Source organism: Kocuria sp. CCUG 69068 (assembly GCF_020833785.1).
GTDB classification, from domain to species: Bacteria; Actinomycetota; Actinomycetes; order Actinomycetales; family Micrococcaceae; genus Kocuria; species Kocuria rosea.
This window is the reverse complement of sequence record NZ_PDDL01000071.1, coordinates 1-18886: the sequence shown is the minus strand read 5'-3', so window position 1 is coordinate 18886 and position 18886 is coordinate 1. Positions and strand designations below refer to the sequence as shown.

At 71.4% G+C, this 18886-nt stretch carries 16 protein-coding genes and 1 tRNA gene; 5 read left to right on the top strand and 12 right to left on the bottom strand.

The window, feature by feature from the left end; genetic code table 11:
- Positions 1–83: 83 nt before the first annotated feature.
- The 7 genes from CRM73_RS13175 to CRM73_RS13145 all read right to left on the bottom strand — a co-directional run bounded on the left by CRM73_RS13175 (position 84) and on the right by CRM73_RS13145 (position 8548).
- On the bottom strand, positions 84–1121 hold the full coding sequence (locus tag CRM73_RS13175; RefSeq protein WP_017832130.1) for a Gfo/Idh/MocA family protein: 1038 nt from the start codon (positions 1119–1121) through the stop codon (positions 84–86).
- A gap of 88 nt (positions 1122–1209) precedes the next feature.
- A complete protein-coding gene (locus CRM73_RS13170; RefSeq protein WP_229588035.1) occupies positions 1210–2745 on the bottom strand; it encodes a CoA-acylating methylmalonate-semialdehyde dehydrogenase in 1536 nt (511 codons plus the stop codon).
- 12 nt (positions 2746–2757) lie between these two features.
- Positions 2758–4713, bottom strand: coding sequence for a 3D-(3,5/4)-trihydroxycyclohexane-1,2-dione acylhydrolase (decyclizing) (gene iolD / locus CRM73_RS13165; RefSeq protein ID WP_109243251.1), 1956 nt, complete (start codon positions 4711–4713; stop codon positions 2758–2760).
- Positions 4710–5648, bottom strand: coding sequence for a hypothetical protein (locus CRM73_RS13160; RefSeq protein WP_035926938.1), 939 nt, complete (start codon positions 5646–5648; stop codon positions 4710–4712). Before CRM73_RS13160 ends, iolD begins: the two co-directional genes overlap by 4 nt.
- Complete coding sequence (iolC, locus tag CRM73_RS13155) at positions 5645–6631, bottom strand: 5-dehydro-2-deoxygluconokinase (RefSeq protein ID WP_035926933.1); 987 nt, start codon at positions 6629–6631, stop codon at positions 5645–5647. The genes CRM73_RS13160 and iolC overlap by 4 nt, the downstream gene beginning before the upstream one ends.
- Positions 6628–7554, bottom strand: coding sequence for a sugar phosphate isomerase/epimerase (locus CRM73_RS13150; protein ID WP_035926931.1), 927 nt, complete (start codon positions 7552–7554; stop codon positions 6628–6630). The genes iolC and CRM73_RS13150 overlap by 4 nt, the downstream gene beginning before the upstream one ends.
- Before the next feature lie 34 nt (positions 7555–7588).
- Complete coding sequence (locus tag CRM73_RS13145; RefSeq protein ID WP_052132931.1) at positions 7589–8548, bottom strand: sugar phosphate isomerase/epimerase; 960 nt, start codon at positions 8546–8548, stop codon at positions 7589–7591.
- Positions 8549–8825: 277 nt separating this feature from the next.
- On the opposite strand from CRM73_RS13145, the gene CRM73_RS19970 reads away from it, so the two are divergent.
- Positions 8826–9218, top strand: coding sequence for a tautomerase family protein (locus CRM73_RS19970; protein ID WP_017832726.1), 393 nt, complete (start codon positions 8826–8828; stop codon positions 9216–9218).
- Positions 9219–9316: 98 nt separating this feature from the next.
- On the opposite strand, the gene sucD is transcribed toward CRM73_RS19970, so the two are convergent.
- A complete protein-coding gene (gene sucD, locus CRM73_RS13135) occupies positions 9317–10234 on the bottom strand; it encodes a succinate--CoA ligase subunit alpha (RefSeq protein WP_031282624.1) in 918 nt (305 codons plus the stop codon).
- A gap of 39 nt (positions 10235–10273) precedes the next feature.
- Positions 10274–11443, bottom strand: coding sequence for an ADP-forming succinate--CoA ligase subunit beta (sucC, locus tag CRM73_RS13130; RefSeq protein WP_229588033.1), 1170 nt, complete (start codon positions 11441–11443; stop codon positions 10274–10276).
- Between the two features lie 262 nt (positions 11444–11705).
- On the opposite strand from sucC, the gene CRM73_RS13125 reads away from it, so the two are divergent.
- On the top strand, positions 11706–12455 hold the full coding sequence (locus CRM73_RS13125; RefSeq protein WP_109243248.1) for a hypothetical protein: 750 nt from the start codon (positions 11706–11708) through the stop codon (positions 12453–12455).
- A 239-nt stretch (positions 12456–12694) separates the two neighbouring features.
- Positions 12695–14143, top strand: a complete 1449-nt coding sequence (locus CRM73_RS13120; protein WP_229588031.1) for a sugar porter family MFS transporter — start codon at positions 12695–12697, stop codon at positions 14141–14143.
- A 180-nt stretch (positions 14144–14323) separates the two neighbouring features.
- On the opposite strand, the gene pcrA is transcribed toward CRM73_RS13120, so the two are convergent.
- On the bottom strand, positions 14324–16792 hold the full coding sequence (pcrA, locus tag CRM73_RS13115; RefSeq protein ID WP_229588029.1) for a DNA helicase PcrA: 2469 nt from the start codon (positions 16790–16792) through the stop codon (positions 14324–14326).
- Positions 16793–16847: 55 nt separating this feature from the next.
- Positions 16848–17576, bottom strand: coding sequence for an integrase (locus CRM73_RS13110; RefSeq protein ID WP_109222567.1), 729 nt, complete (start codon positions 17574–17576; stop codon positions 16848–16850).
- Positions 17577–17725: 149 nt separating this feature from the next.
- Between CRM73_RS13110 and CRM73_RS13105 the strand changes: the two genes are divergently transcribed.
- A complete protein-coding gene (locus tag CRM73_RS13105) occupies positions 17726–18400 on the top strand; it encodes a hypothetical protein (RefSeq protein WP_109222520.1) in 675 nt (224 codons plus the stop codon).
- Between the two features lie 95 nt (positions 18401–18495).
- On the opposite strand, the gene CRM73_RS13100 is transcribed toward CRM73_RS13105, so the two are convergent.
- Positions 18496–18568: transfer RNA gene (locus CRM73_RS13100), tRNA-Arg, on the bottom strand.
- A gap of 62 nt (positions 18569–18630) precedes the next feature.
- On the opposite strand from CRM73_RS13100, the gene CRM73_RS13095 reads away from it, so the two are divergent.
- A partial coding sequence (locus CRM73_RS13095) for a DUF4031 domain-containing protein (RefSeq protein WP_229588027.1) occupies positions 18631–18886 on the top strand: 256 nt, incomplete at its 3' end.

Below are 18886 nucleotides of genomic sequence, written 5' to 3'. Positions count from 1 at the left end.
CCCCGCCGCCGCGCCGGGGAAACGGGTCAGGGCGCGGCGGGGCCCTCGCCCCGCCGCGCCCTGACGCCGGCCCCCGCTGCCACTCAGGCGCGGGCGGCCACCGGTGCCGTGCTGTAGAGCTCCGGCTTCGGCTGCATCCGCACGGGCACGATCTCCCCGCTGGCCTGCGCCCGGACGCCGGCCTCGCAGCACGCGGCCGTGGCGTAGCCGTCCCATGCGGAGGGCCCGCCGATCTGCCCGCGCGCGGCGGCGTCGACCCACGCCTGGATCTCGCGGTCGTAGGCCTCGACGAAGCGCTCCTCGAAGCCCGGGGTGACGCTGCCGCCCCAGGTGCCGGCCGTGCGGACGTAGGGTTCGGTGTCGCCGCCGATGCCCACCACGCCGGTCTCGAAGGACGCCTGCGTGGCGACCTGGTAGCCGAACTGCGCGTTGACGTAGGCCTCGACCTGGGCGAGGATCCCGGACTCGGTCTCCATGAGCACCAGCTGCGGGTCCTTCTGGCCCTCCGGGGCGTTGCGGGTGGAGCGCCCGATCCGGACCTGGACCGAGGTGATCTCCTCCCCGGTGAAGAAGCGCACGGCGTCGAACTCGTGCACCACGGAGTCGTTGATGATCATCTCGTTGGTGAACCCGGGCGGGGTGGTCGGGTTGCGATGCTGGTGGTGCAGGGTCAGCAGCTCCCCGTAGGTCTGCTCCTCGATCATCCGGCGCAGGGCGAGATAGCCCGCGTCGAAGCGGCGCATGAAGCCGACCTGGATCAGCTGCCGGCCGGCGGCGACCTCGGCCTCGACCACGCGCCAGGAGGACTCCGCGTCCGGGGTCAGCGGCTTCTCGCACAGCGTGGGCAGCCCGTGCTCGATCGCGGACAGCAGCACCTGCTCGTGCAGGAACCCGGGGGTGGCGATGAGGGCGGCGTCGATGTCGTCCCGGTCGAGCACCTCCTGGAAGTCGGTGTGGGCCACCGCGCCGGGGATGTGGGCGATGGCGGCCTCGGCCCGGGCCCGGTCGATGTCGACGACGGCGGCGATCTCGGCGCCGTTGATCCGGCGGTGGATGCGCTCGATGTGGTCGGCGCCCATGCGGCCGGCTCCGACGACGGCTACGCGCAGCGGGGTGTTCATGGTGTTCTCCTTCCGCCGCCCCTGCGGGGCGGGATGTGCGGGGCGCTCCCGCCGGTCCGGGGACCGGCGGGAGCGGGTGGCGTGCGGGTCAGTGGTCGGACGAGGACGGGAAGGCGAAGGACGCCCCCGAGGCGTGGTGCGGCTCGGGCCAGCGCTCGGTGATGGCCTTGCCGCGGGTGTAGAAGCGCACGCCGTCGGGCCCGTAGATGTGGTGGTCGCCGAACAGGGAGGCCTTCCAGCCGCCGAAGGAGTGCCAGGCGACGGGCACGGGGATCGGGACGTTGACGCCGATCATGCCCACGGTCACCTGCCGCTTGAACTGGCGGGCGTAGGCGCCGGAGGAGGTGAAGATCGCGGTGCCGTTGCCGTACGGGTTGGCGTTGATGACCTCGATGCCCTCCTCCAGGGTGTCCACGCGCAGCACCACGAGGACGGGCCCGAAGATCTCCTCCTCGTAGGCCTGCATGTCCTTCCGAACCCGGTCCAGGACGGTGGGGCCCACGAAGAAGCCGTCCTCGTGGTCCTTCACGATCAGGTCGCGGCCGTCCACGACGACGGCGGCGCCGTCCTGCTCGGCGGCGGTGACGATCCGGCGCACCCGGTCCCGGGACGCGGGGGTGATGACGGGGCCCATGTCGGAGGAGGCGTCCATGCCGTTGCCCACGGTGATGTCCTTGGCGCGGGCGGCCAGCTTGTCCACGAGCAGGTCCGCGGCCTCGCCGACGGCCACGGCCACGGACACGGCCATGCAGCGCTCCCCGGCGGAGCCGAAGGCGGCCGCCGTGAGGTTGTCGGCCGCGGAGTCCATGTCCGCGTCCGGCAGCACGATCGCGTGGTTCTTCGCCCCGCCGAGGGCCTGGACGCGCTTGCCGTGCTTGGTCGCGGTCTCGTGCACGTACTGCGCGATCGGGGTGGAGCCCACGAACGAGATGCCGTCCACGTCCGGGTGGGTCAGCAGCCCGTCCACGGCCTCCTTGCCGCCGTGCAGCACCTGGAACACCCCGTCCGGCAGTCCGGCCCGCTGCCACAGCTCGGCGATCAGCAGGGCCGGGGAGGGGTCCCGCTCGGAAGGCTTGAGGATGAAGGCGTTGCCGGTGGCGATCGCCACCGGCGCCATCCACAGCGGCACCATGACGGGGAAATTGAACGGGGTGATGCCCGCGACCACGCCGAGGGGCTGGCGGAAGGAGTAGACGTCGATGCCGGTGGAGAACTGGTCGGAGTACTCCCCCTTGAGCTGCTCGGCGATCCCGCAGGCGAACTCGACGACCTCGAGGCCGCGGCCCACCTCGCCCTTGGCGTCGGAGAGCACCTTGCCGTGCTCGGCGGTGATCAGGGCGGCGAGGTCGTCGGTGTGGGCGGCCACGAGCTCGCGGAACTTGAACAGCACGGCGGTGCGCTTGGCCAGGGACACGTCGCCCCACGAGTCGGCGGCCTTCCGCGCCGCGGCCACCGTGGTCTGCAGGTCCTCGTCGGTGGCCAGGTGCAGGATGCCGGACACCTGCCCGGTGGCGGGGTTGTAGATCTCCTGGGTGCGGTCACCGGTGCCGGGCGTGCGGGCCCCGGCGATGAAGTGCTCGACGTGCTGGATCTGCTGGTCGGTCCTGTCGATCTGCTGGGTCATGGGACTCCTCCTTCAGTTCCCCAGCAGCGGACGCTGCCGGGCCTTGTGCTGCTGGTAGACCTCGTAGGCCTCGTTCGTGGACTCGAGGGTGGCGGTGCCCGTGACGGGCACGTCCCACCAGGACTCGGAGCTGGGCGCGTCGATCAGCGGGTCCGACTCCACGTGCACGAGCACGGGACCGGAGCCCTCGGGCACGGCCTTGGCCTCGGCCACGCACCGCTGCAGCCGGTCGATCACGCCCTCGCCGGGCTCGACCCGCAGCACGCGCACGCCGAGGGACTCGGCGTTCGTGGCGAGGTCGATCGGCAGCGTCGAGCCGTCGTCGAAGCTGTGCCGCTGCCCGTCGAGGTAGCGGTACTTCGTGCCGAAGCGCTGGGACCCCAGCTGCTCCGAGAGCGCGCCGATCGAGGCGTAGCCGTGGTTCTGGATCAGCACCACCACGAGCTTGAGCCCCTCGGCCACGGCCGTGACGAGCTCGGTGTGCATCATCAGGTAGGAGCCGTCCCCGACCATGACGACGACGTCGCGCGCGTCCTGCGGCGTCCCGGCCCGCTGGGCCTCGGCCACGGCGGCCCGCTTGACCCCGAGCCCGCCGGCGATCTCGTAGCCCATGCAGGAGAACGCGTACTCGACGTGGTAGCCGAAGGCGTCCTTGACCCGCCACATCTTGTGCAGGTCACCGGGCAGCGAGCCCGCCGCGCACACGACGACGTCGCGGTCGTCCATGGCCTCGTTGACGGCCCCGATGATCTCGTTCTGGCTGGGCAGCGGCAGGTGCCGCTCGGAGAACGCCGCGTCCACGGTCGCGTCCCAGCGCTGCTTCTCGGCTTCGACGGTCGCCGCGAGGTCCGCACCGACCCGGTACCCGCCCAGCGCCTGCGTCAGTTCGACGAGCGTCTTGCGGGCGTCGGCGACGACCGGCACGGCGGTGCCCTGCTTGTAGGCGTCGAACGCCGCGACGTTGATGTTGACGAAGCGCACGTCCGGGTGCTGGAACGCGGTGCGGGACGCGGTGGTGAAGTCCTCGTACCGGGTGCCGATGCCGATCACCAGGTCGGCGTCGGCGACCACGGCGTTGGAGGCCGTGGAGCCGGTGGAGCCGACGGCCCCGAGGCACAGCGGGTGGTCCCAGTCCATGACCCCCACGCCCGCCTGGGTGTAGGTCACGGGGATCCCGGTGGTCTCGGCGAACTCGGCCAGCGCCTCGGTGGCGAAGGAGTAGTGCACCCCGCCGCCGGCGATGACCACGGGCCGCTCGGCCGCACGGATCGCCGCGACGGCCGCGCGGACGTCCTCCTCCTCGGGCGCCGGCCGGCGGATCCGCCACTCCCGGGGGGCGAGGAACTCCTCGGGCACCTCCAGCGGCTCGGCCTGCACGTCCTGCGGGAGCGCGATCGTCACGGCGCCGGTCTCGGCCGGGTCCGTGAGCACCCGCATGCCGTTGAGCAGCGCCGAGAAGAGCTGCTCCGGCCGCCAGACGCGGTCGAAGTAGCGGGACACCGGCCGGAAGACGTCGTTGACGGTGATGTCGTTGGCGTCGGGGCGCTCGAGCTGCTGGAGCACCGGGTCCGGGCGCCGGGAGGCGAACTGGTCCGAGGGGAACAGCAGCGCGGGCAGCCGGTTCGTGGTGGCCAGGGCGGCGCCGGTCACCATGTTGGTGGCGCCGGGGCCGATCGAGGTGGACACCGCGAAGGTGGCCCGGCGCCGGGTGTGCCGGGCGTAGCCGACGGCCTGGTGCACCTGGGCCTGCTCGTTGCGGCCCTGGTAGTAGGGCATCAGGGCGGGGTCCTGGGCCTGGTACTGCTTCAGGGCCTGCCCCACCCCGGCCACGTTGCCGTGGCCGAAGATGCCGAACATGCCCGGGATCGTGCGCTGCCGGTACTCCTCGGCACCGATCCGGTCGACGGTCCACTGGTTGGCCAGGAACTCCACGAGCGCCTGGGAGACGGAGAGGGTGCGGGTGCTCATCGGGCGGCTCCTTCCTCGACGGTGTGCCCCTTGAGCAGGGACGCGGCGGTGGCCACGGCGCCGGCGACGTCGCCGTCCTCGGGGTAGAGGAGGGTGCGGCCGACGGTCAGGCCCTGCACGCCGGGCAGCGCGAGGGCGGCCTCCCAGGTCGCGAAGACCTCGTCGGGCCGGCCGCTCGGGTCACCGCCCAGCAGGACCGTGGGCAGGGTGGTGGCCGCCATGACGCGCTCCATGTCCTCGACCACGGGAAGCTTCATCCACGTGTGCGCGGAGGTTCCCCCGAGCCCCTGGGCGATCGCCACGGACTGGATCACGGCGTCGGCGGAGAGGTCGTTGACGATGCCGGTGCCGGTGATCCGGGAGATGAACGGCTCCACCATCGCGATGAGGCCGAGGGCGGCGAGGGAGTCCACCGCCCTGGCGGTGTTCTCCAGGACGGAGGTGGTGTGCGGGTCCTCGAAGCAGATGCGGGTGAGCATCTTGCCGCCGTCGGCGCCGATCCGGTCCAGGGCCTCGGCGGTGTGCCCCGTGAAGCGGTCGTCGATCTCGTTGACGAGGCCCGGCAGTCCGCCGCGGTTCATGGAGCCGAAGACGAGCTTGCCCTCGAGCGCCCCGAGCAGCAGCAGGTCGTCCAGCACGTCCGGGGAGGCGAGCACGCCGTCCACCTGGGGGTCCGCCAGGGCGATCTGCAGCCGGTCGAGCAGGCTGCGCCGGTCGGCCATGGCGTCGGCCTCGCCGCGCACCCGCAGGGCGCCGCGGGCCGCGTGGTCGGCGGCGACGACGAAGTTCTGCCGCCCGTGCACGGGTCCGGGGTGACGACGGCGGGAGTCCGCGGCGCGCTGGACGGCGCGCGGGTCCTCCAGCCGGACCCGGGTCAGGTGCTCGTAGCGGCGGGGGTCCGCCGTGTCGAGCTCGAGGGGGGTGGTCGTGGTCATCGGGTGGCTCCTTCGGGTACGGCGCGGCCGCGCTCGCGCAGCAGCTGGAAGACCTCGGCGGGGGTGGGCATGGCGTCGGAGCAGGAGATCTTCGAGGCCACGATCGCGCCTGAGGCGTTGGCGTAGTCGAGGACCTGCTCGAGGCTCCAGCCCTGGTTGATGCCGTGGCAGAAGGCCCCGCCGAAGGAGTCGCCGGCGCCGAGGCCGTTGACGGTCTCCACCGGGACGGGGGCCGAGACCACGCGCTCGTCGCGGGTCTTGGCCATGACCCCCTCGGGGCCGAGCTTGACGACGGCGATCCGCACGCCGGCCTCCAGCAGCCGGTCGGCCTGCTCGTCGGGGGTGCCCTCCCCCACGGCCACCGCGCACTCCTTGTCGTTGCCGATGGCGATGGTCACGTGGCCGAGCAGCTCGTGGACCTGCGCGCGGGCGTCCTCCTCGGACTCCCAGAACATGGGCCGGTAGTCGAGGTCCAGGATCGTGTGCTGGTCGGCCCGCAGCTGCTCGCGGGGACGGGCCTCGTGGGCGGCGAAGTGGGCCGCCCGGGACGGCTCCTGGCACAGGCCCGTGACGGTGGACCACAGGATCCGCGTGTCGGCCACGACCTCGGTGTCGATCTCCTCGGGCCGGATCTGCAGGTCCGGGGCCGTGGGGAAGCGTCCGTAGAAGTACAGCGGGAAGTCCTCGGGCGGGCGGATCGCGCAGAACGTGGCGGGGGTCTGCAGCCCCGGCACGGCGCTCACGAATCGGTCGTCCACGCCGTAGCGGGTGAGCTCGCGGTGCAGGAAGGTGGCGAACGGGTCGTCGCCGGTGCGGGTGATCACCGCGGTGGACTCGCCGTGGCGGGCCGCGGCGACCGCCACGTTCGACGGCGATCCGCCGAGGTACTTGCGGAACGTGGTCACGTCCTCGAGTCCGACGCCGATGTCGTCGGGGTAGATGTCGACGCTGATGCGTCCCAGGGTCACGACGTCGTAGCTCACGCGTGGGCCTCCGTCCTCTGCTCGGTGTGCTGCGGGGTGCCGGCGGCGGCCTTCCGGGCCGCCTCGGCGCGCTCGGTCATCTGCTCCAGCTGGTAGCGGGAGACCTCCATCGCGCTCTCGTCCTCGGCGAAGACCGAGGAGACCATCACGGAGTCCGCCCGGTCGAGGAAGCCGTTGGTGGCGAGGCCGCCGAAGAACTCGTCCCAGTCGACGTCGCCGTCGCCGATCTTCAGGTGCTGGTGCACCCGGGCGGCGTTGCCCGGGGGGTTGGTGATGTAGCGCAGCCCGTGCGAGCGGTGGTGGTCCATCGTGTCCGCCACGTGCACCACGCGCAGGCGGTCGCCCACCGCGGCCATGATCTCCAGGGGTGCGTCCTCCATGTGGAAGGTGTGCGGGGCCACGTAGGCGAAGCCGAGGTTCGGGGAGTTCACGCCCCGGATCACCCGCCACGCCGCCAGGCCCTGCTCCACGAAGTCGTCGGGGTGCGGGTCGATGGCGATGTGCACGCCCTCCGCCTCGATGAGGGGCAGGAGCTCCTCCATGGAGCGGTAGAACGCGCGCTCGGACTCCTCGGAGAGCTCGGGCCGGCCCGAGAACTCGGTGTTCATCTGCTGCACCCCGAGGTCCACGGTCATCCGGATGGCGCGCTTCCAGTACCGCACGGCGGCCTCACGGGCGTCGGGGTCCGGGGAGGACCAGCGCAGCACGGGCAGCACGGAGGCGATCTGCACCCCGGCGGCACGGCAGGCCGCCCGCAGGTCCGCGACGAGCCGGTCGTCGGCCTTGGGGTGGCCGAAGAAGGGCAGGAAGTCGGCGTGCGGCGTGAGCTGCAGGTGGTCGTAGCCCAGGTCCGCGGCGAGCTGCGGGAACTCGAGCAGGGAGTGGGTGGAATGGAACGGGGTGGGATCGAGGGCGATCTTCATGGGCGGATCTCCAGGTCTGTGGTGCGCGGACGGGTCAGCGGACGCGGGTGCGGGAGCCGCAGCCCAGCAGGTAGGAGCGCGTGCGGGTGGCGATGGGCAGCGGGACGTCGAAGGAGGAGACGGGGTACATGTCCTGCTCGACGATGCCGAAGACCGGTCGCTCCAGCTTCTCCACCTCCGCGATGACCTCCGCGAGGTCCGGCAGGCCGGCGGGCGGCTCGACCATGACACCGGCGAGGTTGGCCGCGGCCCAGGTCAGGTTCTCCCGGCGCACGCGTTCGAGGACCACGGGGTCGATCTGCTTCAGGTGCAGGTAGCCGATCCGCTCGGGGTAGCGGCGGATGAGGTCCACGGAGGACGCTCCCCCGTACTCGGCGTGGCCGGTGTCCAGGCAGAGGGTGACCAGCTCGGGGTCGGTGCGCTGCAGGAAGGTCTCGATGTCGGGCTGGCCGCACACGTGGGAGTCGGCGTGGGAGTGGAACTGCTGCTGCAGACCGAAGTCCTCGCGCAGCACCTTCCCCAGCCGGTCGTGGCCCTCGCACAGCGCGTTCCACTGCTCGGTGCTCAGGTGCTCGTTCTCGAGCGCCTGGCCCGTCACGTCGTCCCGCCACATGGCCGGGATCACCACGATGTGCTCGCCACCCATGGCGGCGGTCAGCTCAGCGACCTTCCGCGCGGGCTCCCACGCCTCCTGCCACTGGCCGGCGCCGCGATGGAACGCCGTGAAGACGGTGCCCGCCGAGACCTTCAGGCTGCGCTGGGCGAGCTCGTCGGCGAGCCGGGCGGGGTCCGTGGGCAGGTAGCCGTAGGGACCCAGCTCGATCCAGGAGTAGCCCGCCTCGGCGACCTCGTCGAGGAAGCGCTCCCAGGGGGTCTGCTTCGGGTCGTCGGCGAACCACACGCCCCAGGAGTCGGGGGCGGTGCCGATGAGGACGGGGTTCTGCTGCTGTGCCGCCGCGCCGGCGGTCGTGGAGGTCGCGCTCTGCTGCGCCATGGTGCCCTGCTTTCTGGTGCTGGACCGGCGTCACGGTGCGGATCCCGTGCGCCCGGCCGATCAGTGGTCCGGATCACAACCAGAATACGACATCAGGTCAGTTTGTAAAGACATACCGTCTAACTGCGCGCCCGGCGATCCCCGAGACCCGATTCGTGGCCACCGGAGGGGGCAAGGGACGCCCATCAGGTCTTTTCTTTGTCGTAATGTGTTGACATACTTTCGAGCATGGTGGAACAGTCGTCCACCACGTGCCATCCACCGGAAGGACCCACCCGTGCCCCTCGTGCGCATCGACGTCATCGAAGACCGTCGAACCCCCGAACAGCTCCGCGAGCTCGCCGACACCGTCCAGGACGTCATGCTCGACACCTTCGCGGCCCCGCCCCGCGACCGCTACCAGATCATCACCGAGCACCGGCCCGGCCAGATCATCGCCGAGGACACCGGCCTCGGCTTCACCCGCACCGACGACCTCGTCATCGTCCAGGTGGTCCAGCAGGGCCGCAGCGAGGCCCAGAAGCAGGCCATGTACCGGGCCCTGGCCGACCGCCTCCGCGCCCGCACCGGGCTGGACCCGCAGGACCTCATCGTCTCCGTCACCGAGAACACCCGCGAGGACTGGTCCTTCGGCGAGGGCGTCGCGCAGTTCCTCGAAGGCCGGCTCTGACTCCTCGGCCGGCTCGGCGCACGGGAAAGGCCCCGTCCACGGTGTTCGCGGACGGGGCCTTCCCCGGGTGCTGGGTCGACGGGCCGGAGCCCGCCGGATCACTTCGTCTCGAAGATCTCCCGCATCAGCTGGGCGGTCTCGGACGGGGTCTTGCCGACCTTCACGCCCGCGGCCTCGAGGGCCTCCTTCTTGGCCTGCGCCGTGCCCGAGGAGCCGGAGACGATGGCGCCGGCGTGGCCCATGGTCTTGCCCTCGGGAGCGGTGAAGCCGGCGACGTAGCCGACGACCGGCTTGGAGACGTTCGCCTTGATGAAGTCCGCGGCGCGCTCCTCGGCGTCGCCGCCGATCTCGCCGATCATCACGATGGCCTCGGTCTCGGGGTCCGCCTCGAACGCCTCGAGGGCGTCGATGTGGGTGGTGCCGATGACCGGGTCGCCGCCGATGCCGATGGCGGTGGTGAAGCCGATGTCGCGCAGCTCGTACATCATCTGGTAGGTCAGGGTGCCGGACTTGGAGACCAGGCCGATCTTGCCCTTGCCGGTGATGTTCGCCGGGGTGATGCCGACGAGCGACTCGCCCGGGGTGATGATGCCGGGGCAGTTCGGGCCGATGATGCGGGTGGTCTGCTTGCCGTCCGCACCGGTCCTCGACTTCGCGTAGGCCCAGAACTCGGCGGAGTCCTGCACCGGGATGCCCTCGGTGATGACGACCACCAGCGGGACCGAGGCGTCGATGGCCTCGATGACAGCGTCCTTCGTGAAGGCCGGCGGCACGAAGACGATCGACACGTCCGCGCCGGTCTTCTCGACGGCCTCGGCGACGGTGCCGAAGACCGGCAGCTCGACGCTGTTGCCGTCCTTGTCCTGGTGAGCCACGGTGGTGCCGGCCTTGCGGGCGTTGACGCCGCCCATGACCTGCGTCCCCGCCGCGAGCATGCGGCCGGTGTGCTTGGTGCCCTCGCCGCCGGTGATGCCCTGAACGATGACCTTGGAGTCCTTGTTCAAAAAGATTGACATTGCTGTTCGTTCCTTAGAAGTGTTCGTCCGGTCGGCGGATCAGTTGGCGGCGTGGGCGAGCTCGGCGGCCTTGTCCGCGCCCTCGTCCATGGTCTCGGCGAGGGTGACGAGCGGGTGGTTGGCGCCGGCCAGGATGCGCCGGCCCTCCTCGACGTTGTTGCCGTCCAGGCGGACCACGAGCGGCTTGTCCTCCTCGTCCCCGAGGATCTCGAGGGCCTTCACGATGCCGTTGGCCACGGCGTCGCACGCGGTGATGCCGCCGAAGACGTTGACGAACACGGACTTCACCTGCGGGTCGTTGAGGATCACGTCCAGGCCCGCGGCCATGACCTCGGCCGAGGCCCCGCCGCCGATGTCCAGGAAGTTGGCCGGCTTGACGTTGCCGTGCTTCTCGCCGGCGTAGGCGACGACGTCCAGGGTGGACATCACCAGGCCCGCGCCGTTGCCGATGATGCCGACCTCGCCGTCGAGCTTGACGTAGTTGAGGTCGTACTCCTTGGCCTTCTCCTCGAGGGGGTCGGCGCTGGACTTGTCGGCGAGGGAGGCGTGCTCCGGCTGGCGGAACTCCGCGTTCTCGTCGAGGGTGACCTTGCCGTCGAGAGCGATGACCTGCCCGTCGCCGGTCTTCACCAGCGGGTTGACCTCGACGAGCGTGGCGTCCTCCTTCTTGAAGACGTCCCACAGCTTCACGAGCACGGGGACCACCTTCGCGGCGGTCTCGTCGTCGAACTTCGCCTCGCGGACGATCTCCTGGGCCTTGGCCTCGGTGATGCCCTCGGTCGGGACGACCTCGACGCGGGCGAGGGCCTCGGGCCGCTCGACGGCGAGCTGCTCGATCTCCACGCCGCCCTCGACGGAGCACATGGCCAGGTAGGAGCGGTTGGCACGGTCCAGCAGGATCGAGAAGTAGTACTCCTCCGCGATGTCCGCGCCCTGGGCGATCATGACGCGGTGGACGGTGTGGCCCTTGATGTCCATGCCGAGGATCTGCTGGGCGTACTCGTAGGCCTCGTCGGCGGTCTTGGCGACCTTGACGCCGCCGGCCTTGCCGCGGCCTCCGACCTTGACCTGCGCCTTCACGACGGTGACCCCGCCGATCTTCTCGGCGGCGGCCCTTGCTTCTTCGGGGGTGGTCGCGACGATGCCCTGGAGCACGGGGACGCCGTGCTTCTCGAACAGGTCGCGTGCCTGGTATTCGAACAGGTCCACGGGTGAATGCCCTTCTTCGTCGAAGTCGTGGGCGGCGGCGACCCGGGCAGTGTGCGGGTCGTCCTCCGACCTGGTGGTGAACGGAGCACTGCGCATCCTCCCGGCCGGGGCCGGCAGGATGCGTCCGGGCCGTTCCGCGGAGCCGTTCCGGGCGCGGGACGTACCGGTGCACTCCCTGTACGAGACTGTAGTGCATGCTGAAACTGCGGCCACAACCGGGGGCACGCGCGTGCGGCCCGGCGATTCTTGATTGACTGGCCCCATGAGCTCTGTCGACTCCCCCGAGAACCGGGCGTTCGCCCCTGCCGATGCCGGCTTCCTCGTCTCGATCGCGACCTTCGCGTTCGTGGCCCTCGGACTGGAGGCCGTGGTCGACGGCACGGTGCTCACCTTCACCGGCGGGATCCCCGACGTCTACCCGCTGGGCTGGCAGGTCGTCACCTGGCTGACCCTCGGCGCGGCGTGGCTCGCGATCCAGCGGGGCCTCGTGGCGTGGCTGCGCCACCGGGCGGCGGACCCCGCGGTCCCTGCGCCCTCGGACCCCGCCCCCTCCTCCGCGGTCGACCACCGGCGGACCACCACGGCCCTCGTCGTCTTCGTGCTGGCCGTCCTGCTCGGGGTGATCCTGCCCGTCTTCCTCGTGGGCGAGTGGCGCGTGCAGCCGATCCAGCTCTACCTGGACCTCTACGCGGAGTACGGCGCGGGCGCGTGGCTCGGCATGGTGGGCTTCGCCGCCTACCACGTGGGGCGGGCCCTGCTCCTCGCACTGGTCCTGACGTGCGTACAGCGGGCCGTGGAGCTGCGCCGACCGGCCCCCTGGGCACGGGTCGCCCCGGTGGGCGGGCTCGTCCTCGGGCTCCTGCTCGCCCTGCCCGGGCTGGTCCTGGGCGGCTGGGCCTCGGTCGCCACGGCCGTGGTCTGCTGCACGCTGCTGGGCGTGGTGCACAACCTCACCGGCAGGTCGCTGCGCTGGACGGCCCCCGCGGCCGTGGCGGTGCTGCTGTTCGTCTAGCGGCGTCGGCCGGGGCCCCTGTCGCCGTGCGCCCCTCCGGCTCCAACCCGGGCAGGACCGTGGCGGAGAAATGTTGCGGCGATCACAAGAATCTGCCCGCCGGGGTTCCCCACCCCGGCCATATGTCCTAACATAATGACATCAGGACCACTGAGACGTGCGTCACGCACGGAGTGACCCGTCCGACCCGTCAGCACCGTGCAGAGCGCACCGGTTACGTCCGAGCAAAGGAACTCCCGATGGCCACCTCCTCACCCCGGGAAGCAGCAGCCACGCTGCCTCCCCTCACGTCCGGGCCGCATCGCAAGCGCCTCGGTCTCGTCTCCGTCGTCGCCTGCTTCGGCGGCCTGCTCTTCGGCTACGACACCGGCGTGATCAACGGCGCGCTCCGCCCGATGTCGGAGGAGCTCGGCCTCACCCCGTTCACCGAGGGCGTGGTCACGAGCTCGCTCGTCTTCGCCGCCGCCGTCGGCGCACTGTCCGGCGGACGCCTCTCGGACGCCTGGGGGCGCCGGAAGACCATCCTCCTGCTGGCCGTCCTGTTCTTCGTCGGGACCCTGGTCGTCGTGCTCACCCCCAACTACGAGATCCTCGTGCTCGGGCGCGTCCTGCTCGGCCTGGCCGTGGGCGGCGCCTCGGCGGTGGTGCCCGTCTTCCTCGCGGAGATGGCCCCGTACGAGATCCGCGGCTCGATCGCGGGACGCAACGAGGTGGCCATCGTGATCGGCCAGCTCTCCGCGTTCGTGATCAACGCGATCATCGGCAACGTCTTCAGCGACGTCACCGGCGTCTGGCGGATCATGTTCGCGATCTGCGCGCTGCCGGCCGTGGCGCTGTTCATCGGCATGCTCCGGATGCCGGAGTCCCCGCGCTGGCTCGTCGAGAAGGGCCGGCACGCGGAGGCCCTCGAGGTGCTCAAGACGGTGCGCTCCGAGGACCGTGCGATCGCCGAGCTCGGCGAGGTCGAGCACATCACCGAGGAGGAGCGCGCCGAGAACCGGATCGGGCTGGGCGCGATCCTGACCAACAAGCACCTGCTCCGCATCCTGCTCGTCGGCATCGGCCTCGGCATCGTCCAGCAGTTCACCGGCATCAACTCGATCATGTACTACGGGCAGATCGTGCTGATCGAATCGGGCTTCGAGGCCGGCGCGGCCCTCATCGCCAACATCGCCCCCGGGGTGATCGCCGTGGTCGGCGGCTTCATCGCGCTGTACATGATGGACCGGCTCGACCGGCGCAAGACCTTCATGATCGGTCTGAGCCTCACCACCACGTGCCACCTGCTGATCGGGATCGCCGCGATGACGATGACGGTGGACAACCCGCTGCGGCCCTGGGTGATCCTGGCCCTCGTGGTGGCCTTCGTCGGCTCCATGCAGACCTTCCTCAACGTCGCGGTCTGGGTGTACCTCTCCGAGGTGTTCCCCCTGCACATGCGCGGCTTCGGGATCGGCGTGTCCGTCTTCATGCTCTGGGTGGCCAACGGCGTCCTCGCGCTCTACTTCCCCTCCCTGGTCGACGCGGTCGGGATCACCGGGACGTTCTTCCTCTTCGCCGGGTTCGGCGTGCTGTCCCTGATCTTCGTCTACACCCAGGTCCCGGAGACGCGGGGACGCACCCTCGAGGCGCTCGAGGAGGACGTCTCGACCGGCGCGATCTACACGGTGAAGGCGAAGTCCTCCTAGGGAACAAGCCCAAGAGGTCAGCGGCGGGGACGCCCTGACCCGAGGAGAGCCTCCGGCCGGACGTGGTCCCTGACCACGCTCCGGCCGGAGGCTCTTCGCACGTCCCGCCCCCGCTCCGGCACGGGACCGGAGGCGAGAGCCACCGGTACCACCACCGCGGGCGGGCGGAACCGGGTCGGCTCAGCCGACCTTCGTCAGCGGCGCGTAGCGCAGCAGCAGCCGCTTCTCGTCGGCCCCGAAGCGCACCTTCGCCACGGTCTTGTCGCCGGCGCCCTCGAGGGACACCACGGTGCCCTTCCCGAAGGCCGTGTGGTCCACGGTGTCGCCGACCGTGAGGCTGGGGATCTCCTTGTTGGGCTGGACCCGTCCGGCCGTGGTGGCCCGGGACGGCGCCATCCGCTCGAAGGCCGCGTTCGACGCCGCGGCGGCGCCCCAGTAGGAGCCCCGCATCGGGTCCCGCTGCCCGGAGCCGCCGTGCAGGGAGGAACCCCAGGACGCCGGGGCCGAGGACCCCTCGCGCTTCCAGTCGAGGAGCTCTGCCGGGATCTCGTCGAGGAACGGGCTGGCCGGGTTGTACTGGGACTGCCCCCACATGGAGCGGAACTCAGAACGGGTGAGGTAGAGGCGCTCGCGGGCCCGGGTGAGCCCCACGTAGGCGAGCCGCCGCTCCTCCTCCATCTCCTTCTCGTCCGTGAGGGAGCGCTGGTGCGGGAACAGCCCGTGCTCCATGCCGGTCAGGAAGACCACGGGGAACTCGAGGCCCTTGGCGGTGTGCAGGGTCATGAGCGTGACCACGCCCTGGGCGCGGGCCTCGGCGACCTCCGCCGCGATCTGCTCGGCGCTCGGGCCGCCCTCGGTGCCGGCGGCGGGCCGGTTCGGGATCTGGTCGGCATCGGCCACGAGGGAGACGTGCTCGAGGAACTCGGGCAGCCCGGCGTCGGAGTGGTCCCGCTCGAACTCGCGGACCACGGCCACGAGCTCCGCGAGGTTCTCGACCCGGGACTCGTCCTGGGGGTCCTGCGACTGGCGCAGCGCGGCGAGGTATCCGGACTGCTCCAGGACGGCCTCGAGGACCGTGGCGGCCCCCGAGCCCTCGGCGACCGAGGCGAGGTCGTCCATGAGCTGGACGAAGGCCTTGACCGCGTTCAGGGAGCGGGTGGCCATGCCGGGCGCCTCGTCGGCGCGGCGCAGCGCGGCCATGAAGGAGACCCGCTCGCGCTCGGCGAGGGCCGCGGCGGCGCCCTCCGCGCGGTCGCCGATGCCGCGCTTGGGCTCGTTGACGATCCGGCGGACGTTGATGTCGTCGTCCGGGTTCACGATCGCGCGCAGGTAGGACAGGGCGTCCTTGATCTCCTTGCGCTCGTAGAAGCGGGTGCCGCCCACCACCTTGTAGGGCAGGCCCACGCGCATGAGGATCTCCTCGAGAGAGCGGGACTGCGCGTTGGTGCGGTAGAACACGGCGACGTCGCCGGGGCGGTACCCGTCCTCGTCCTGGAGACGGTCGATCTCCTCGGCGATGAAGCGGGCCTCCTCGTGCTCGTTCTCGGCGGCGTAGCCGGTGATCTTCTCGCCGCTGCCGGAGGCCGTCCACAGCCGCTTGTCCCGGCGGCCCTTGTTCTTGGCGATCACCGCGTTGGCCGCGGTGAGGATGTTCTGGGTGGACCGGTAGTTCTGCTCCAGCAGGATGGTGCGGGCCTGGGGGTAGTCCTGCTCGAAGTCGACGATGTTGCGGATGTCGGCCCCGCGGAACGCGTAGATCGACTGGTCCGAGTCGCCCACGACGGTCAGCTCGGCGGGCGGCACGGGGCTCGCCCCCGGCCCGGTCCCGGCGTCCGCCCCGGTCCCGACGAGCTCCCGGACCAGCGCGTACTGCGCGTGGTTGGTGTCCTGGTACTCGTCGATGAGCACGTGCCGGTACCGCCGCCGGTAGTACTCGGCGACCTGCGGGAACGCCCGGAGCATGTGCACGGTCTGGGCGATGAGGTCGTCGAAGTCCATGGCGTTGGCCGCGCGCAGCCGCTCCGTGTAGCCGCGGTAGACCTGGGCCACGGCGCTCTCGAAGGGGTCGGTCTCGGAGACCCGGGACAGGTACGTCTCGTCGTCGACGAGCTCGTTCTTCAGCGCGGAGATCCGGTGCTGGATGCTCTTGGGCGCGAAGCGCTTGGGGTCGAGGTCGTGCTGCTTGGCCACGAGGGTGAGCAGCCGCAGGGAGTCGGCGGAGTCGTAGATGGAGAAGGTCGACTTCAGGCCCACGCTGGCGGCCTCCCGCCGCAGCACGCGCACGCAGAAGGAGTGGAAGGTGGAGATCGACATCGACCTCGCGGAGTCCCCCACCAGCTCCACCACGCGCTCGCGCATCTCGGCGGCGGCCTTGTTCGTGAACGTGATCGCCAGGATCTCGCCCTGGTGGGCGCGCCCGGTGGCCAGCAGGTGCGCGATCCGGTGGGTCAGCACCCGGGTCTTTCCGGAGCCGGCGCCGGCGACGATCAGCAGCGGTGAGCCGGAGTGCTCCACGGCTGCCCGCTGCGGGTCGTTGAGCCCCTCCACCAGGGCGTCGGCGGAGACGGTGCCCCGCCGCGGGCGGGTGTCGGTGCCGGGGCGGGCCACGGAGGCGGAGGGCAGGAGCGGGTTGTCGAAGAGGTAGTCCATCGTGGACCCAGTCTACCGAGGCCCGGCGACAGCCGGGCCGGGCGGGGGACGGCCCTCAGACGAAGTGCAGTTCGAGCCGGTGCCGGCCGTTGTCGTCCTCGACCCACAGCTCCGAGTCGGCGACCGTGACCCGGACGGGCCGCTTCAGCTCGATGTCGTCGTCGAACTCGACGGAGCCCTCGGTCCCTCCGCCGTAGACGGTGTCGAGCTCCCGGCTGGCCGGGTCGAGGTGCCGGATGGCGTCGTTGCCGGTGTCGGCGATCACGATGGAGCCGTCGTAGAGGATCTGCAGGTCCTCGGGGTGGTCCAGCTGGGCCACGTCCGCGGGCCCGTCCGCGAACCCCGCGCCCGCCCGGCCGACCACGGTGCAGACCTGCGGGGAGCCGTCGGGCTTGTCGGTGTCGATCTCGATGCAGCGCAGGGACGAGGAGTCCCGGTCGATGAGCCACAGCGTGCCGTTGCCGTCCTCGGTGATGGAGACGGTCGCGGCGAACTTCGCCTGCGCCGCCTTCCCGTCCCGCCGCCCGGACTCGCCCGTGCCCGCGAACTCGTACAGCACGTCGGTGTACGGGTCCCAGCGGAAGAGCCGGTGCAGGGAGGGCACCGCCACGATCACGGCCGAGAGCTTGTGCGACCACACCATGTCGGCGATGGGGGCGCCGCCGAGGACGGAGCAGTCCACCGTGCGGCGCACCGTCTCGTGGTCCTTCTCGAACAGCGTCAGCACGTTGCCCTCGGTCAGCCGCATGAGCAGGCCGTCCGGGAGTCCGATGGACAGTTCCATGACCGGCACCTCCGTGTCGTCCTCGTCGAGCGCCCGGTCGTCGTCGGCCGGTCCGCCCCCCGTGCGGCCCGTCAGAGCCGGTGCGGGTGGCCCCAGCCTACCCCGCGGTCCCGGCGTTGGGCGGCGGGCGCGCGCCGGATAATGGGGGCATGGGACTGACACGCGCACAGAAGGCACGCAAGCACGGCGGCACCGCGGCACCCCCGGGACCGGCCCGGGGCACCCGCCTGCACGAGGCGGCTCCCGGTGAGCTCCGCCCCGAGCCCACGAGGTCGAGCTCGGGCCTCGTGGTGGGCGTGGCCATGTCCGTCTCGGCGCTCCTGTGGCTCTGGGTGCACGCCGGGGTCCTCCCCCGGTTCGGCGCCGCCGCGGCCGGCGGGCTGACCCTGCCCGAGTGGATGCCGGGCGGTTTCGACCAGGCGCACGCCCAGCGGCTCGCCGCGGCGCTGGGCGAGGAGGGACTCGCCCAGTACGAGGCGGTGCACGGCTCCTCCGGGCTGCTGGCGCCGCTGTTCGTGGGGCTGGCGTGGCTGCTGTTCGTGGCGGTCAACACGCAGTCCCGCGCCCGGCGGTGGCTGCGCTCGGCGGTGGTGCTCGGCTTCGCGGCCGTGTCCCTGGCCGGCAACGCGGCCATCGACGCCGCTCTCGCGGACCCCGGGGACGGCGCCGCCGTGACCACGGCGTCCGTGCTGGTGATCGCCCGCTGGGTGCTGCTCGTGCTGCTGCTCGCCGTGACCGGGGCCGTGGCCGTGGAGGCCCTGCGGCGCCGGTCGAGGACCGCCGGCGCCCCGCGGCAGGACCCGCGTTCCGGACAGCGGGGGTGAGCCCGGCTCCCGGTCGCGCGGAGGCCGCCCGGCCCCGCCGGTTCCGTTCCGGACAAAAGGACGCCCCGGACCGTGCGGTCCGGGGCGTCCGTGCGTGCCCCCGATTGGATTCGAACCAACGACACCGGCTTTAGGAGAGCCGTGCTCTATCCCCTGAGCTACGAGGGCGACGCGAACAGTCTAGGGGGTCCCCCGGACCCCCGCTAACCGGCCCCGTTAGGATCGGTCGCATGCCCGTCTACATCGATCCGCCGCTCTGGCCCGCCCACGGGACGCACTTCTCGCACCTGGTCTCCGACACCTCCTACGAGGAGCTGCACGACTTCGCGGACCGGCTGGGCGTGGCCCGGCGCGCCTTCGACCGGGACCACTACGACGTACCGGAGAGCCTGTACCGGCGGGCGGTGGCCGCGGGCGCGGTGCCGGTCGACGGGCGGCAGCTCACGCGCCTGCTCGTGCGCAGCGGGCTGCGCGTCCCGGCGCGGG

Coding starts and splice junctions, on each gene's coding strand:
- CRM73_RS13105 (WP_109222520.1), top strand. CDS start 17,726: ATGGGACTGACACGCGCACAGAAGGCACGCAAGCACGGCGGCACCGCG.
- CRM73_RS13110 (WP_109222567.1), bottom strand. CDS start 17,576: ATGGAACTGTCCATCGGACTCCCGGACGGCCTGCTCATGCGGCTGACC.
- pcrA (WP_229588029.1), bottom strand. CDS start 16,792: ATGGACTACCTCTTCGACAACCCGCTCCTGCCCTCCGCCTCCGTGGCC.
- CRM73_RS13120 (WP_229588031.1), top strand. CDS start 12,695: ATGGCCACCTCCTCACCCCGGGAAGCAGCAGCCACGCTGCCTCCCCTC.
- CRM73_RS13170 (WP_229588035.1), bottom strand. CDS start 2,745: ATGACCCAGCAGATCGACAGGACCGACCAGCAGATCCAGCACGTCGAG.
- sucD (WP_031282624.1), bottom strand. CDS start 10,234: ATGTCAATCTTTTTGAACAAGGACTCCAAGGTCATCGTTCAGGGCATC.
- CRM73_RS13150 (WP_035926931.1), bottom strand. CDS start 7,554: ATGAAGATCGCCCTCGATCCCACCCCGTTCCATTCCACCCACTCCCTG.
- CRM73_RS13125 (WP_109243248.1), top strand. CDS start 11,706: ATGAGCTCTGTCGACTCCCCCGAGAACCGGGCGTTCGCCCCTGCCGAT.
- CRM73_RS13175 (WP_017832130.1), bottom strand. CDS start 1,121: ATGAACACCCCGCTGCGCGTAGCCGTCGTCGGAGCCGGCCGCATGGGC.
- CRM73_RS13145 (WP_052132931.1), bottom strand. CDS start 8,548: ATGGCGCAGCAGAGCGCGACCTCCACGACCGCCGGCGCGGCGGCACAG.
- CRM73_RS13160 (WP_035926938.1), bottom strand. CDS start 5,648: ATGACCACGACCACCCCCCTCGAGCTCGACACGGCGGACCCCCGCCGC.
- iolD (WP_109243251.1), bottom strand. CDS start 4,713: ATGAGCACCCGCACCCTCTCCGTCTCCCAGGCGCTCGTGGAGTTCCTG.